This window comes from Pseudomonas fragi (genome assembly GCF_025426255.1).
Lineage (GTDB): Bacteria > Pseudomonadota > Gammaproteobacteria > Pseudomonadales > Pseudomonadaceae > Aquipseudomonas > Aquipseudomonas kulmbachensis.
Genome location: NZ_CP104861.1, coordinates 4,444,375 through 4,459,002, shown reverse-complemented (window position 1 = coordinate 4,459,002; position 14,628 = coordinate 4,444,375). Strand labels below are relative to the sequence as shown.

11 protein-coding genes are annotated in these 14,628 nt (G+C 57.1%); 3 read left to right on the top strand and 8 right to left on the bottom strand.

Annotation, left to right across the window (positions count from 1 at the left end; translation table 11 throughout):
- Positions 1-152: 152 nt before the first annotated feature.
- The 3 genes from rpsO to N7D90_RS20690 all read left to right on the top strand — a co-directional run bounded on the left by rpsO (position 153) and on the right by N7D90_RS20690 (position 3,385).
- Entirely contained in the window at positions 153-422 is a 270-nt protein-coding gene (rpsO, locus tag N7D90_RS20700; RefSeq protein WP_261739728.1) for a 30S ribosomal protein S15, read from the top strand.
- A gap of 224 nt (positions 423-646) precedes the next feature.
- Positions 647-2,752, top strand: coding sequence for a polyribonucleotide nucleotidyltransferase (gene pnp / locus N7D90_RS20695; RefSeq protein ID WP_019825928.1), 2,106 nt, complete (start codon positions 647-649; stop codon positions 2,750-2,752).
- A gap of 279 nt (positions 2,753-3,031) precedes the next feature.
- Entirely contained in the window at positions 3,032-3,385 is a 354-nt protein-coding gene (locus N7D90_RS20690; RefSeq protein ID WP_095002557.1) for a BON domain-containing protein, read from the top strand.
- Positions 3,386-3,661: 276 nt separating this feature from the next.
- Here the strand turns inward: N7D90_RS20690 and N7D90_RS20685 are convergent, their stop codons facing one another.
- From N7D90_RS20685 to N7D90_RS20650, 8 genes are all read right to left on the bottom strand, one after another.
- Entirely contained in the window at positions 3,662-6,574 is a 2,913-nt protein-coding gene (locus N7D90_RS20685) for a DUF748 domain-containing protein (protein ID WP_261739727.1), read from the bottom strand.
- 89 nt (positions 6,575-6,663) lie between these two features.
- Positions 6,664-7,677 carry a class I SAM-dependent rRNA methyltransferase gene (locus N7D90_RS20680; RefSeq protein ID WP_261739726.1) on the bottom strand — a complete coding sequence of 338 codons (1,014 nt, stop codon included), beginning with the start codon at positions 7,675-7,677 and terminating at the stop codon, positions 6,664-6,666.
- Between the two features lie 104 nt (positions 7,678-7,781).
- Positions 7,782-8,651, bottom strand: coding sequence for an oxygenase MpaB family protein (locus tag N7D90_RS20675; RefSeq protein WP_261739725.1), 870 nt, complete (start codon positions 8,649-8,651; stop codon positions 7,782-7,784).
- A gap of 46 nt (positions 8,652-8,697) precedes the next feature.
- On the bottom strand, positions 8,698-10,362 hold the full coding sequence (pgi, locus tag N7D90_RS20670; RefSeq protein WP_261739724.1) for a glucose-6-phosphate isomerase: 1,665 nt from the start codon (positions 10,360-10,362) through the stop codon (positions 8,698-8,700).
- Positions 10,363-10,623: 261 nt separating this feature from the next.
- Positions 10,624-11,484 (bottom strand): pantoate--beta-alanine ligase, encoded by an 861-nt coding sequence (gene panC, locus N7D90_RS20665; RefSeq protein WP_261739723.1) that lies wholly within the window; start codon positions 11,482-11,484, stop codon positions 10,624-10,626.
- Positions 11,481-12,281 (bottom strand): 3-methyl-2-oxobutanoate hydroxymethyltransferase, encoded by an 801-nt coding sequence (panB, locus tag N7D90_RS20660; protein ID WP_261739722.1) that lies wholly within the window; start codon positions 12,279-12,281, stop codon positions 11,481-11,483. The genes panC and panB overlap by 4 nt, the downstream gene beginning before the upstream one ends.
- Before the next feature lie 223 nt (positions 12,282-12,504).
- Positions 12,505-12,987, bottom strand: coding sequence for a 2-amino-4-hydroxy-6-hydroxymethyldihydropteridine diphosphokinase (gene folK / locus N7D90_RS20655; RefSeq protein WP_261739721.1), 483 nt, complete (start codon positions 12,985-12,987; stop codon positions 12,505-12,507).
- A gap of 3 nt (positions 12,988-12,990) precedes the next feature.
- Positions 12,991-14,385: a polynucleotide adenylyltransferase PcnB gene (locus N7D90_RS20650; RefSeq protein ID WP_261739720.1), complete on the bottom strand. Its 1,395-nt coding sequence runs from the start codon at positions 14,383-14,385 to the stop codon at positions 12,991-12,993.
- Between the last annotated feature and the right edge of the window lie 243 nt (positions 14,386-14,628).

The window sequence follows — 14,628 nt, the reverse complement described above, 5'->3', positions numbered from 1 at the left end:
GCTGCTTCGGGATGTAATACTCTTGGGGCAGACTGGAATGAGGGTGGCTGTTATTAGGCACGGTCACATCTCACATTTAAATACGAGGATTTGTCCTCGGCCTATTGGATCTGTCTTGCTTGCAAGCAGGCCCTAATTGAAAGGAAAGCCAAATGGCACTTACAGTTGAACACAAAGCAGAAATCGTAGCTGACTACCAGCAAGCTCCAGGTGATACAGGTTCTCCAGAAGTGCAGGTTGCACTGCTGACCTTTAACATCAACACGCTGCAAGGTCACTTCAAGGCAAACAGCAAGGATCACCACTCCCGTCGTGGTCTGATCCGTATGGTAAACCAGCGTCGCAAGCTGCTGGATTACCTCAAAGGCAAAAACGTTGAGCGTTACAAAACGCTGATCGCTCGCCTGGGTCTGCGTCGCTAATAGCGATGTTGCTAGAGGCTGGTTGTCTGTCGTGCGTTTGCGGGTTTCCCGCAAGCGGACGGCAGGCTTCCAGCCTCAAGTTTTATCTGGACTAGCCGGATTCTTACGAAAATTTGCCGCACGGGCTGTTTTCGTAAGCATCTTGAGTCGGGTCAATACCCGATGTTGCACATGACTTTCGCAAGAAACCCGTTCCCCAAGAGCCACAAAGAAGGTAGGACACCGTGAACCCGGTTATCAAAAAATTTCAGTTCGGTCAGTCGACCGTTACTCTCGAGACTGGCCGTATCGCCCGTCAGGCTTCCGGCGCAGTATTGGTCACCGTTGACGACGACGTCAGCGTGTTGGTGACTGTTGTCGGCTCCAAGCAAGCTGATCCAGGCAAGGGCTTCTTCCCTCTGTCTGTTCACTACCAGGAAAAAACCTACGCCGCGGGTAAAATCCCAGGCGGTTTCTTCAAGCGTGAAGGTCGCCCTTCCGAGAAAGAAACCCTGACGTCGCGCTTGATCGACCGTCCGATCCGTCCGCTGTTCCCGGAAGGTTTCATGAACGAAGTGCAGGTTGTCTGCACCGTTCTGTCCACCAGCAAGAAAACCGATCCGGACGTCGCTGCGATGATCGGTACTTCGGCTGCCCTGGCAATCTCCGGTATTCCTTTTGATGGTCCGATCGGCGCTGCCCGCGTTGCTTACCACGAAAGCACCGGCTACCTGCTGAACCCGACTTACGAGCAACTGGCCGCTTCGAGCCTGGACATGGTTGTTGCCGGTACTTCGGAAGCCGTATTGATGGTTGAATCGGAAGCCAAAGAGCTGACCGAAGACCAGATGCTGGGCGCAGTACTGTTCGCCCACGACGAATTCCAGGTAGTTATCCAGGCTGTTAAAGAGCTGGCTGCCGAAGCTGCCAAACCAACTTGGGACTGGGCTGCGGCTCCAGAAGCTACCGAACTGCTGGGCGCTATCCGTGCCGAGTTCGGCGAAGCGATCTCCCAGGCTTACACCATCACCGTCAAGGCTGACCGTTACACTCGCTTGGGCGAGTTGAAAGACCAGGTTGTTGCCAAGCTGTCCGGTGAAGAAGGCCAGCCTTCTGCCAGCGAAGTCAAAGCTGCTTTCGGCGAAATCGAATACCGCACCGTTCGCGAAAACATCGTTAACGGCAAGCCGCGTATCGATGGCCGCGACACCAAGACTGTTCGCCCTCTGAACATCGAAGTTGGCGTACTGCCGAAGACCCACGGTTCGGCTCTGTTCACCCGTGGCGAAACTCAGGCTCTGGTTGTTGCAACTCTGGGTACTGCCCGTGACGCACAGCTGCTGGACACCCTGGAAGGCGAGAAGAAAGACCCGTTCATGCTGCACTACAACTTCCCTCCGTTCTCGGTAGGTGAGTGTGGTCGTATGGGTGGCGCTGGTCGTCGCGAAATCGGTCACGGCCGTCTGGCCCGCCGTTCGGTTCAGGCCATGCTGCCTGCTGCTGACGTGTTCCCATACACCATCCGTGTTGTATCGGAAATCACCGAATCCAACGGTTCCAGCTCGATGGCATCGGTTTGCGGTGCTTCCCTGGCACTGATGGACGCTGGTGTTCCGATGAAGGCACCGGTTGCCGGTATCGCCATGGGTCTGGTTAAAGAAGGCGAGAAATTCGCAGTTCTGACCGACATCCTGGGTGACGAAGATCACCTGGGCGACATGGACTTCAAAGTAGCCGGTACCGCTAAAGGTGTTACCGCGCTGCAGATGGACATCAAGATCAAGGGCATCACCGAAGAAATCATGGAGATCGCACTGGGCCAAGCCCTGGACGCTCGCCTGAACATCTTGGGTCAGATGAACCAGATCATTGCCGTATCGCGCAACGAGCTGTCGGCTAACGCTCCGACCATGATCGCGATGAAAATCGACACCGACAAAATCCGTGATGTTATCGGTAAAGGCGGCGCGACCATCCGTGCAATCTGTGAAGAAACCAAGGCTTCGATCGATATCGAAGACGACGGTTCGATCAAGATCTTCGGCGAAACCAAAGAAGCAGCAGAAGCAGCGCGTCAGCGCGTTCTGGGCATCACCGCAGAAGCCGAGATCGGCAAGATCTACGTGGGCAAGGTTGAGCGTATCGTCGACTTCGGCGCATTCGTAAACATCCTGCCAGGCAAAGACGGCCTGGTTCACATCTCCATGCTGAGCGATGCTCGTGTTGAGAAAGTGACTGACATTCTGAAAGAAGGTCAGGAAGTGGAAGTACTGGTACTGGACGTGGACAACCGCGGCCGTATCAAGCTGTCCATCAAGGACGTAGCTGCTGCCAAGGCATCGGAAGCTTAATAGCCCCCGATACCTGCTTTGAAAAAAGGATCCTTCGGGATCCTTTTTTTATGCCTGAAGAAAAGTCGGGCGATAGGCCATGAGTGCAAAGCCGCAACTTGCATGCAGTTTTGCGGGGCGTCATGCATTTTGCACGACATACAGATTATTGAATAATTGTAATTTGTTGATTTATAAGGATTTATTTTAAATTTAAAGTTGGCACAGGCCCTGCAACAGTACAGATAACCCTGCAGCTGGAAGACGGCGCAGATTTTGAAGAAGACAGGAGTTACTCGTATGAAGAAGTTCGCTATCGCTGCCGCAACTGCCACCGCTCTGACCCTGACTATGGCCAACGCCGCATTTGCTGCTCAAGCGACCACCCAAGCCCCGATGGTCGTGGCTGCTGGCGAAGTAACCAAAGCCAAGGAAGCCACTTCTGATACCTGGATCACAACCAAAGTGAAAGCTGACCTGGTTACCGAAAAAGGCATTCCGGGTACTGATATCAAGGTTGAGACGAACAAAGGTGTTGTTTCCCTTTCTTCGATGGTGCCAGTGACTGAGGCGCAAAAAGAGATCGCAGTTGCCATTACCAAGAAAATCAAAGGCGTTAAAGCTGTCTCGGCTGATGGCTTAAAAGCTGAATAACCCACTCTTGCTCGTAGAACCGGGGGAAGCAAAGCTGCAGCAGGTCATTTAAGCAGTACGCCTGCAGGCTTTGAAACAAGGTTCATGCGACGGCCATACGGATGTGGCCATTACAGCCCTCGGCGCTCTGCGTCGGGGGCTGTTCTATTTGGGCGGAGGGTACGAAAATCTTTGTAGCCGCTGCCGGAGGAACGAGGCAGTGTCCGGCTGCGCAGCAGTCGTAAAACCATAAGCCTCGTTCCTTGCGCAGCAGCCACACAGGTGCGGGGTTCTGGTTTATTCGCTATCCAGATGCAGCGGCGAGATTACCCTGCCATCGCTTTCGGCGTCGCCCAGGGTGGCATCGATAAAGTACACGCGGTCATCAGCCAACTGGCCTTGATCGACCAGGAAGTCCTTGATGCTGCTTGCGCGGTCCTGGCCCAGTTGGCGCAGCAGTACTTCGCTTTTGCTCCAGAACTCGACCAGAGCGGCGCTCATTTTGGCGGCCCGTTCATCACGGCTCAGGTCAGCCCATTCGGCAGGTGGCTGTTGTTTGAGGCGGGTGCGGTAAATACCTTCGAGCAACGGCCCCTTCTCTTCATCCGGCACCTTGAGCAGCGATGCCTGGGCAGGCACCTTGTCGCCACGGCGCTGGAGAATCTTGTAGTAGTTGTATTGGTACTCGCGCTCAAGACGATCTTGAGCGATATGCGGCCCATCGCTGCTTTGTGCGGCCGTGCCTTCAATTTCAAGGCGCAAGGCCGGGCGTTGTTTCAATGCATCGGCCAGAGTAGTGAGCGCTTTTTGTGCCTCAGGGCTCAGCTCGCTTGATCCTGGCGCGAATGACACTGTACCCAGGTCCTCGGAGCCACCGCCGGTGATCAGCCCGCCAATGAACTTGAAGGGCGCCTGTGCCGCGCGTACCACCAGGTTGCGCAGGGTTTGCCATACAATTGGCATCACGCTGAACTGCGGGTTGTTCAGGTCGCCAGTCACCGGCAGTTCAATGGATATCCTGCCGTCGCTGTCCTTGAGCAACGCAATCGCCAATTTCAGTGGCAAGTTGACGGCGTCCGGGCTGTCGACTTTCTCACCCAGTTGCAATTGCTCGATCACTACTTTGTTTTCAGCCTTGAGCTGACCTTGGGTGATCAAGTAATGCAGGTCGAGGTTCAGACGGCCCTTGCGGATACGGTAGCCAGCAAATTTGCCGGAGTAAGGCGTCAGGGTTGTCAGTTCGACACGCTTGAAACTGGTGGCGATATCGAGGCTAGCCATCGGGTCAAAGGGATTGACGCTACCTTTGATGGTGACAGGGGCGTAACGGTCGACCTTGCCTGCGATATTCACACTCGCCGGTTTGGCCTGACGACTGTCAATGGTACCGATCTGGCCGTTGAGTTGTTGAACCGCGGTCTGGAAGTTCGGGGTCAGGCTGAAGTCGGCAAAGTTGGCCGAACCGTCATTGATCGCGATGCCACCCACATGGATGCCCAGTGGTTTGCTCTTGCTGGCAGCCGGTTTGGCACCGCTGCCAGCGGGTTGCGGGATCAGCAGGTCATCGACGTTAGTAGTGCGATCATCGTTGATCATGAAGCGCACATAGGGTTTTTCGAAGTTGACCCGGGTAATCGACAGGCTTTCACCGTGCTGGTACTTAACGTCTTCCAGTACCAGCTTTTGCCATTTGAGGAAGTCGCGGTTTTTCAGTGTGTCCAGTGTGTGCAGTTGATCGACCTGAGCACGCCCAGCAACGGTAAAGGCCAGCGGCTCGGTACTTTTAAGATCGACCGCGAGGTCGCTGCCGAGCATGCCGCTGCGTAGCTCAAGGCGAATAAACGGGTCGATATAGGCCTGCGCTACACGCAAGTCGATATCCTTGGTTGTGACCTTGAGCCTGGCACTTACCGGGCTCAGGTTGACGTCGCCGCTGGCGGTGAGCTTGCCTTGCTTGCCCACACCCGTGTCGAGGTTGAGAGTGAAGGGTGAGCGGTTCAGGCTGTCGAAGTTTTTCAGGTTCAGGTTGAGCGGGCCAATATCCAGCGCCACTGGGGTTTTAGGCTCCTTGTCGGCGAGGTGTACCCGATAGTCGCGCAGCTCAACGTCCTTGAGCAGCACTTGCCATGGCTTGCTCGGTGCAACGGGGGCAGGCTTTGGCGCTGCAACTGTCACCTCGTCATCCGTTTTGTGCGGGACCTTTTCGGGTTGGCTGGCAAACAGCTTTTGCCAGTCCAGTTGGCCGTCTTTCTCGCGAGCGGCCCAGGTTTCGAGATTCTGGCTGTTGATCTTGCCGACGACGACTTGCTGCTTGGCCAGATCTACAGTGGTGTCGCTGATATCCAACCGTTCCAGACGTGCCAAAGGGCGTCCGTCAGGGGCATTGATTTTAAAGGGTGCGATGCTGGCTGAGGCGTTGCTCAGCACCATCTCGGTTTCTTTGGACAGGTTCAGGGTGTAATCGGTGCTGAAGTTCAGCACCCCGTCTTCGAGTACCAGTGGTAGCGCATCGCGCACATAGGGCCACCAGACTTTCATCTTGGCATCGGTGACTTTCAGTTTGCCGGTAGAGGTGATGGGCACCAGGCTCAGCGTACCGCTCCAGTCAATCCGCCCGCCTGCCGGACCAGCAGCCACCAGGGTCATGTCGGCGTTGTCATCGGGCAAGGTGCTGAGGTTTTTTAGCTCAAGGTCCATCGAGTCGTACAGAAATTCGATAGGCTCGCTGGGACGCATATCGGTGAAGTGCAGGTAGCCCCCCGCCAGTTTGATGTTGTCCAGACGTACCGGGAAAGGCTTGCTGTCGGGATCGCTCGGGGTGGGCTCACTGGCCGGAAGCTTGAACAGCTGAGTCAGATTGAGCGTACCGTCCTTGTTGAACAGCAGCTCGGTTTTGGGCTTGTCCAGCTGAACATCCGCCAGGTGCAAGGCTTTTGTCCACAGGCTGTCTGCTTGCAAATTGGCATACAAACGGTCAAACCCGACTTGCTCCTTGCCCGGTTCGCCAACTTTCAGCCCCCACAAAGTCAGCTCCAGGCTGAACGGGTTGAACTCCAGCCGGTCAAGTTTGGCGGGTACCGTGGCGTAGTTGGCCAGTTGCTGGTTGATGATGCGCAGGCCAACGCCCGGCAAAATCAGGAAGCCAAGCACGCTGTAAAGTGCGATAGCAATCAGCACGGCGCCGAGGGCGCGGATCAATCCTTTGAGCATGTGGGGCGTCGTCTATAGCAGTCGGGAGTGCCTTGGAGTATGGCACGCGTTTCTGGTTCCGAGACGAGCGCCATAAACACAGCACGTTTTTAAAATTGAAGGATCAAGGTTTTCAGCGGTGGCTGCTGATCCAGGGACGGGAAGTCACTGGCGGGGGGCAATACCTGCCAATCGCGAACCGGGCGGCCTGCTTTCTCGGCGCAACGCAAAACCTGTTCGCGCCAGTCGTCCATGCTGACTTTCGCCAGGTTATTGCAGCAGATCAGCACGCCGTCTGGCGCGGTGGTCAGCACTGCGGGCTTGAGTAGGCTTTGATAGTCGCGCAGCAGATCGACCGTACCAAACGCGCTCTTGGCCCATGCAGGCGGATCGAGCAACACCAGATCATACTCACGCTGATCCATGCGCGGGTAGGCAGGCAGCTTGTGGCGGCGCTGAATAATCGGCAAACCTGCCAATTGGCGGATGGCCGCAAAATAGTCCGACTGTACGAATTTCATTTTCGGTAATTGCGGGTTCAGCAGGCCGTTTTCGCGGCCCACCGCCAGATTGCCTTCAGCGAAATCCAGGTTGCAAACTTCACTGGCGCCCCCTGCCGCAGCACTCAGGCCGACGCCGCAGGTGTAGGAAAACAGGTTGAGTACGCTTTTGCCGGCGCTGTGTTGCTTGACCCAGCCGCGAGCATTGCGCAGGTCGAGAAACAGCAACGGATCTTGTCCAGCATGGCGCCCGCGTACACGGTATTTCAGGCCCCACTCGTGACCGACCGTGTCTGCCAGTGCCGCTTCATCGGCGCGGTATACGGTGTCTTCGCGATCAATACGTGAATTGCCTTGGGAGCGGTCGTTGTAGACCAGCATCAGGTCTAGGCCCAAGTGACGATTGATGGCTTCGTGCAGTTGCAGCAGATCATCGCGCTCAAGGCGCTGATGGAAACTTTGCACCAGTAGCTGTGGGCCGTAACGGTCGATGGTCAGGCCGCCAGCGCCCTCCTGGCTGCCGTGAAACAGGCGATAGCAGTCAGTGCCCTGAGTATGCAACTCGGCCAGCAATTGATGACGGTTATCGAGGGCGGCGCGCAGCGCCTGATTCAAGGAAGACATGCGATGCGCCTTGGGGAATGGATAAGGCGCGGCAGTTTAACAGAAGCGGGGGCAGGGAGGTCTTGAACCTGTGGGGGCTTGCCCGCGATGGCCGCGCCCCGGTTTCAGCCAAGTCCCATGCGCCGCCGCGCCCGTTGTACTGAACCATTGCGTACGGCCCAGCGCAGGATCGGCGCGGTGCTGCTGACTTGCGCCCGCACCAGTTTGCGAACCAGCGGGCGTTGCTGCAGCCCCAACTGATCGCTGGCCCAGTCCGGTAGCAAATCAATCCCGGCTTTCATCATCAGTGCGCCAAAAGGCTTGGCCAGCAGGCTGGGGGAGGGGGCGTTGAGCAACAGGCGAATCACTTCATGACTACGTTCATCACAGAGTAATTGTGGGCGGATGCCTTCGAGGTAGTCGGCGATTTGCTGGCGTGAACGCGGGACATTTGTAGCTCCCAGGCGTTCAGCGATCATGGCTATTTCGTCGTAGTAACGGTCCTGATCTGCGCCGGACAAATGCGGGTTGCGATAGCGCAGGTGGGCGGCGAGGAAGTTGCTGACTTCAGCCACATGCACCCAGGTCAGCAATTTGGGATCGCTGGCGGCATATGGGCGGCCGTCGAGGGCGGTGCCGGTGACTTGCAAATGGATGGTGCGCACTTTGTCGATCAGCCAGTTGGCATCGCCAGTAGCGCCGAAGGTAGTGCCAGAAATGAACTGCCCGGTGCGGCGTAGCCGACCCAGCATGTCTTGACGGAAATTGGAGTGGTCCCACACCCCGGCCAGGGCCAGTGGGTGCAAGGCTTGCAGCATCAAGGCGCTGATGCCGCCAATCAGCATGCTGGTGAAATCACCATGCACCTGCCAACTGATGGAATCCGGGCCAAACAGGCCGGGGTCGCCCTTGGGGTTTTCGAGGTCGAGCTGGCCGAGTGAAAGCCCGGTCAGGCTCATGATCTGGCGTTCGATGGGAATGCGGATGAAATCCATGGAGCCTCGATTGTGCCGGCCAGTCGAGGGACTGGCCGGCTATCAATCAACCGCGATGACGACCGCGGAAGTAGTTGATCAGACCTTGGGTCGAAGCATCATCGGCTGGCTCTTCGATGCTGCCGGTCAAGCGGTTGTAAACACCCTTGCCCAGCTCTTTGCCCAGCTCAACGCCCCATTGGTCGAAGGCGTTGATGCCCCAGATCACGCTTTGCACAAAAACCTTGTGCTCGTAGAGCGCAACCAGTGCACCCAGACGACGCGGGCTGATGCGTTCAACCACCAAGGTATTGCTCGGACGGTTGCCCGGGATCACCTTGTGCGGTGCCAGTTTTTGCACTTCTTCTTCGCTCATGCCTTTGTCGCGCAGCTCGGCCTCGGCCTCTTCGCGGGTTTTACCCAGCATCAGGGCCTGGCTTTGCGACAGGCAGTTGGCATACAGCCACTGGTGGTGATCGGAGACCGGGTTGAAGCTGACAATCGGCACGATAAAGTCGGCCGGGATCAGCTGTGTGCCTTGATGCAGCAACTGGTGATAGGCGTGCTGGCCGTTACAGCCCACACCACCCCAGATCACCGGACCAGTGTCGGTGGACACCGGGGTGCCGTCCTGGCGCACGCTCTTGCCGTTGGATTCCATATCCAGTTGTTGCAAGTGCTTGGTGATGTTGCGCAGGTAGTGGTCGTACGGCAGGATCGCGTGGCTTTGCGAGCCCCAGAAGTTGCCATACCACACACCCAGCAAGGCCATCAGCACCGGCATGTTCTGCTCGAACGGTGCGGTCTGGAAGTGCTGGTCCATGCTGTAGGCACCGGACAGCAGCTCTTTGAAGTTGGACATGCCGATTGCCAGCGCAATTGGCAAGCCAATGGCCGACCACAGCGAGTAACGCCCACCGACCCAGTCCCACATCGGGAAGATGTTTTCTTCACGAATACCGAATGCTACGGCCGCCGCGTTGTTGCTCGACACAGCGATAAAGTGGCGATGCAGTTCGGCTTCCGATCCGCCTTGGGCCAAGTACCAGGCCCGTGCCGCCTGAGCGTTTTTCAAGGTTTCGAGGGTGTTGAAGGATTTTGACGAAACGATGAACAGCGTGGTTTCTGCACGCAGTTTTGCGGTCAGTTCATGGAACTCACTGCCATCGATGTTCGCCAGGTAATGGCAGCGCACGCCTTTCTGGGCGTAGGACAGCAGAGCTTCAGACACCAGCTCAGGGCCAAGGAAGGAGCCACCAATGCCGATGTTGACGATGTCGGTGATCGGCTTTTCGGTGTAACCGCGCCACAGGCCGTCGTGAATCCGGCCGACCAGCTCGGTCATCTGGTTCAGGACTTTATGCACCTCGGGCATGATATTCACGCCGTTCACCGACAGCTTGTCGGCAACCGGGCGGCGTAGCGCGGTGTGCAAGGCTGGGCGGCCTTCAGAGGCGTTGACGATTTCACCGCCGAACAACGACTTGATCGCACCTTTGAGGTCAGCCTCATTGGCGAGGTTGACCAGCAGATCGCGGGTCTCGTTGTCGATCAGGTTTTTCGAGTAGTCCAGAAACAGCCCGCAGCTGCTCAGGGTGAATTCTTCAAAACGTTTGGGGTTGCTATTAAACGCGTCGCGCATGCTGAAATTTTGCATGCCGGTGCGGTGTAGTTTCAACGCTTGCCAAGCGGGCAGAGCGGTAACGTCATGAGGGGTGCGGTAGTACGCCATCGCTGCGGATATCCTTTTTGCTTGAACTGCCTTTGGACACTGAAAACGCCTGCACCTTTTTATTATCGAGGTGCTCGGTCGGTCTGATTCTGCACGTCAGCTAGAAGCAGGGCGATTACAGTAACTCTCTCGCCTGCTTCTGTCTTGGCTTTGTCTGACAACAATCGGTAACTTTTGTCACCGCTATGTCACACGAGCTGAAACGTTTCAGTGTTTTTTATTGGGTGCGGGTCATTCCGCGGGTCCGCACAGTCGGCTCTGTCAGAGCGCGCTGTCGAGGTTTAAGTGTACGTTGTCGATTAAACGGGTGGCCCCCAGAAAAGCCGCGACCAAAATTACCAGGTCACGATCAGTGGCCTGGGCTGGAAGTAAAGTCTGTGCGTGGCGGACTTCCAGGTAGTCGGGGCGAAAACCAATGGCTTCGATTTGCGCCAGATGTTGGTTCACCAGCGTCGCGTAATCGCGCTCACCGGCTTCAATGGCGTGTGCCATCTCGCTCAGGTGACGGTACAGCGCTGGCGCCAGGGCTCGTTGTTCTGGGGTCAGGTAACCGTTGCGCGAAGACAGCGCCAGGCCGTCGTCGGCGCGTACGGTGGGTTCGCTGATGATCTGGATTGGAAAGTTGAGGTCGTTGACCATTGCGCGAATGACTGCCAACTGTTGGTAGTCTTTTTGCCCGAAGATGGCTAGATCCGGCTGAACCATATTGAACAGCTTGCTGACCACGGTGGTCACGCCATCGAAATGCCCCGGGCGGCGACTGCCGCACAGCTCATTGCTCAGCGTGGCAGCGGTGACACGGGTCAGGCCGTCCATGCCGTTGGGGTACATCTCTGCGACGGTCGGGGCGAACAACAAATGGCAGCCCGCCTGCAGGAGTTTTTCCTGATCGGCTGCCAGGGTGCGCGGGTAGGTGTCGAGGTCTTCGTTGGCACCAAATTGCAGCGGGTTCACAAAAATGCTCGCTACTACAAAATCAGCCTGCTGCGCGGCGGTTGTCACCAGGGCCGCGTGGCCGCTGTGCAGATTACCCATGGTCGGAACCAGGGCGATCTGTTTGCCTTCGCGGCGTGCGCGGGCGACAGCTGCGCGCAGTTCGCGAACGGTTTTTACTGTGTTCATGCGCTGAATCCATGTTCGGTGCCAGGGAAGCTGACGGCTTTGACTTCAGACACGTAGGCGCTGAGGGCGGACTGGATGTCAGGCTGGCCGGTCATGAAGTTTTTCACGAACTTGGGCACGCGACCGGTCAGTGAAAGACCAAGCATGTCGTGCAGCACCAGGACCTGACCGTCGGTGTCGCTGCCAGCGCCAATGCCGATTACCGGAATTTTGACCGCGTGGGTGATTTCTGCCGCCAGTTCGCTTGGCACGCATTCAAGCAGCAGCATGGCTGCGCCTGCCTGCTCAAGTGCAATGGCATCGGCGCGCATTTGGCGGGCCTGATTTTCGTTGCGGCCTTGCACCTTGTAGCCGCCGAGCACGTTGACTGTCTGCGGGGTCAAGCCCATGTGCGCGCACACGGGAATACCGCGTTCGGTCATGGCGCGAATCGATTCCGCGAGCCACACGGCGCCTTCGACTTTGACCATATGTGCGCCAGCTTTCATCAGCAGGGCGCTGTTGTTCAAGGCTTGTTCGAGTGTCGCGTTAGCCATAAAGGCCATGTCCGCGAGAATCAGGGCGTCCTGGTTGCCGCGCTTTACGCAGGCTACGTGGTAAGCCATGTCCGTGGTCGTAACAGGCAATGTGCTGTCATGCCCTTGTAGAACCATGCCCAGGGAGTCGCCTACCAGTAACACTTCAACACCGGCCTGATTGCAGGCGTGGGCAAAGGTGGCGTCATAGCACGTCAGCATGGTGATTTTTTCACCTTTTTGCTTAAGGCTTTGCAGGGTGGTCAGGGTAATAGCTGGCATGAAAAGGATCCTCGTCAGGCAGTGTGATAACCACTGCAAGTAACGCGTGTGATTCATCGTTATGAACAGGCACACCTTTCTGGAGGGTGCTTATAAAGCCTGCTTTTCACATTGCGCCATCCAGTGGATGGCTGCGGGATGCCTATAGTCGTGACGAGCTCACAGGAAGTCAATTCCGGGTGTTACCGCAGAGGTGTTACCCGGGTATTGATTCGATTCAGCTTTAAGGCGCGATGCGCTCAAGCCCGATGAAAGGGCAGTCGGCGAGCAATTGCGACAGTGTGCGGCCATCGGCGAGTTGCAGCGATGCTGGCGCCAGTTCGGCCAGTGGGTACAGCACAAAAGGGCGGGCGTGCATGTGGTAGTGCGGGACCTTGAGGCGGGCATCGTCGATCAGGCGATCGCCGAACAGCAGGATGTCCAAATCCAGCGTACGCGGGCCCCAGCGCTCGTGGCGCTCGCGACCTTGGTCAAGTTCGATGGCTTGCAGAGCGTCCAGCAGGTCCAACGGCGCCAGGGTGCTGTCGATGGCAGCCACGGCATTGGTGTAACGCGGTTGGCCGGGCAGTAGCGAATCGCTTTGATAGAACGCTGAAACCCCGACGAATCGGGAGTCAGGTAATTGCGCCAGTGCCTGGACAGCACTGCGCAATTGATCTGCCGGGTCAGCCAGATTGCTGCCCATTCCAATGTAGATACGTTCCATCGCTTATTCGTCCGCGGCGGCGCTACGTTTGCGCTTGGCACCGCTGGTACGGCGACGCTTGCGCGGTGCTGGTCCAGTGCCATCTTCCTTGGCATTGCTCAAGTCGCGAATCATGTCGCGGCGACCGCTGTCATTGGCGTCCTGATAGTCAGTCCACCATTGGCCCAGGCCGTTGGTTTCTTCACCTGCGCTTTCACGCAACAGCAAGAAGTCATAGCCGGCACGGAAACGCGGGTTGTCGAGCAGCATGTCGGCACGTTTGCCACTGCGGCGCGGCAGGCGCTCCTGCATGTCCCAGATCTCGCGAATCGGCATCGTGAAACGTTTGGGAATAGCAATCCGCTGGCATTGCTCGCTGATCAGCTCGTGCGCAGCTTCCTGCATGGCAGGGATCGCTGGCATGCCGCGGTCCTGCAAATACATGACGCGGGCTGGCAGGGCAGGCCAGAGCAAGGCGGCAAACAGGAAGGCCGGGGTCACCGGTTTGCCCTGTTTGATTCGCAGATCAGTGTTGCGCAAGGCTTCGCTGATCAGGGTGTGGGTGTACGTCGGATTGTGTTCCAGTGCTTCGGCGCTGGCCGGGAACAGAGGATCGAACAATTCGAGGTCGACCAGCATTTCAAAGGTGTCTGAAGCGTTACCCGAGAGGAACAGCTTGAGTACTTCTTCGAACAGCCGTGCAGACGGGATCTCGCGCAGCATTGGAGCCAATTCACGAATCGGTGCCGCGGTGTGTTTTTCGATGCCAAAGTTGAGTTTGGCGGCAAAACGCACTGCGCGCAGCATACGCACCGGGTCTTCCTGGTAGCGCTGTTGCGGATCGCCAATCAGGCGCAGCAAGCGGTTGCGAATGTCGTGTACGCCGTTGGCGTAATCGAGGATGCGCTCGCTGACCGGATCGTAATACAGGGCATTGATCGTGAAGTCACGACGCTGGGCGTCTTCTTCAAGGGTGCCGTAAACGTTGTCGCGCAAAATGCGCCCGCTTTCGTTACGAGAGGACTGGTTGCTGTCTTCCTCTTCGTCGTTTTGCGGGTGATTGGCACGGAAGGTCGCGACCTCAATGATTTCGCGGCCAAAGTGGATATGCACCAATTTGAAGCGCCGACCGATGATTCGCGCATTGCGAAACTCGGCGCGCACTTGCTCCGGCGTGGCACTGGTGGCGACGTCAAAGTCTTTTGGCGTGATGTTGAGCAGCATGTCGCGTACGCAACCGCCGACCAGGTAAGCCTGGTAACCGGCGTTCTGCAGGCGTTCGACGATATTGACCGCGTAGCGGCTGAACTGGGCACGTTGCAGCGAATGTTGGCTGCTGTTGAGCACTTCAGGGGTGCTGCGCAGTTGTTGCGTACGACGCTTGGGGGAACGGAGTGACTGGAACAGCTTCTTCAGCATGGGATGCACTGTTTGAAGGAATGTTCGGCCAAAACGAAGAATGACCGCATGATGGGCGGGGATTCTAGCATTTAGTCAGGGGATGGTGTAGGACGCTGAGCCAGTCTTGCGAGCGAAGCTGCAAGCTGCAAGCAGAAAAAGCGCTAAGAAGGGCGGCTTAGAGGGGTAGGGGGATTTGTTAAATCGCAGGAAGCACAAGGGGAGCCGAAGCTCCCCTGGAATTAGTTGCGTGCTCTATTTTTA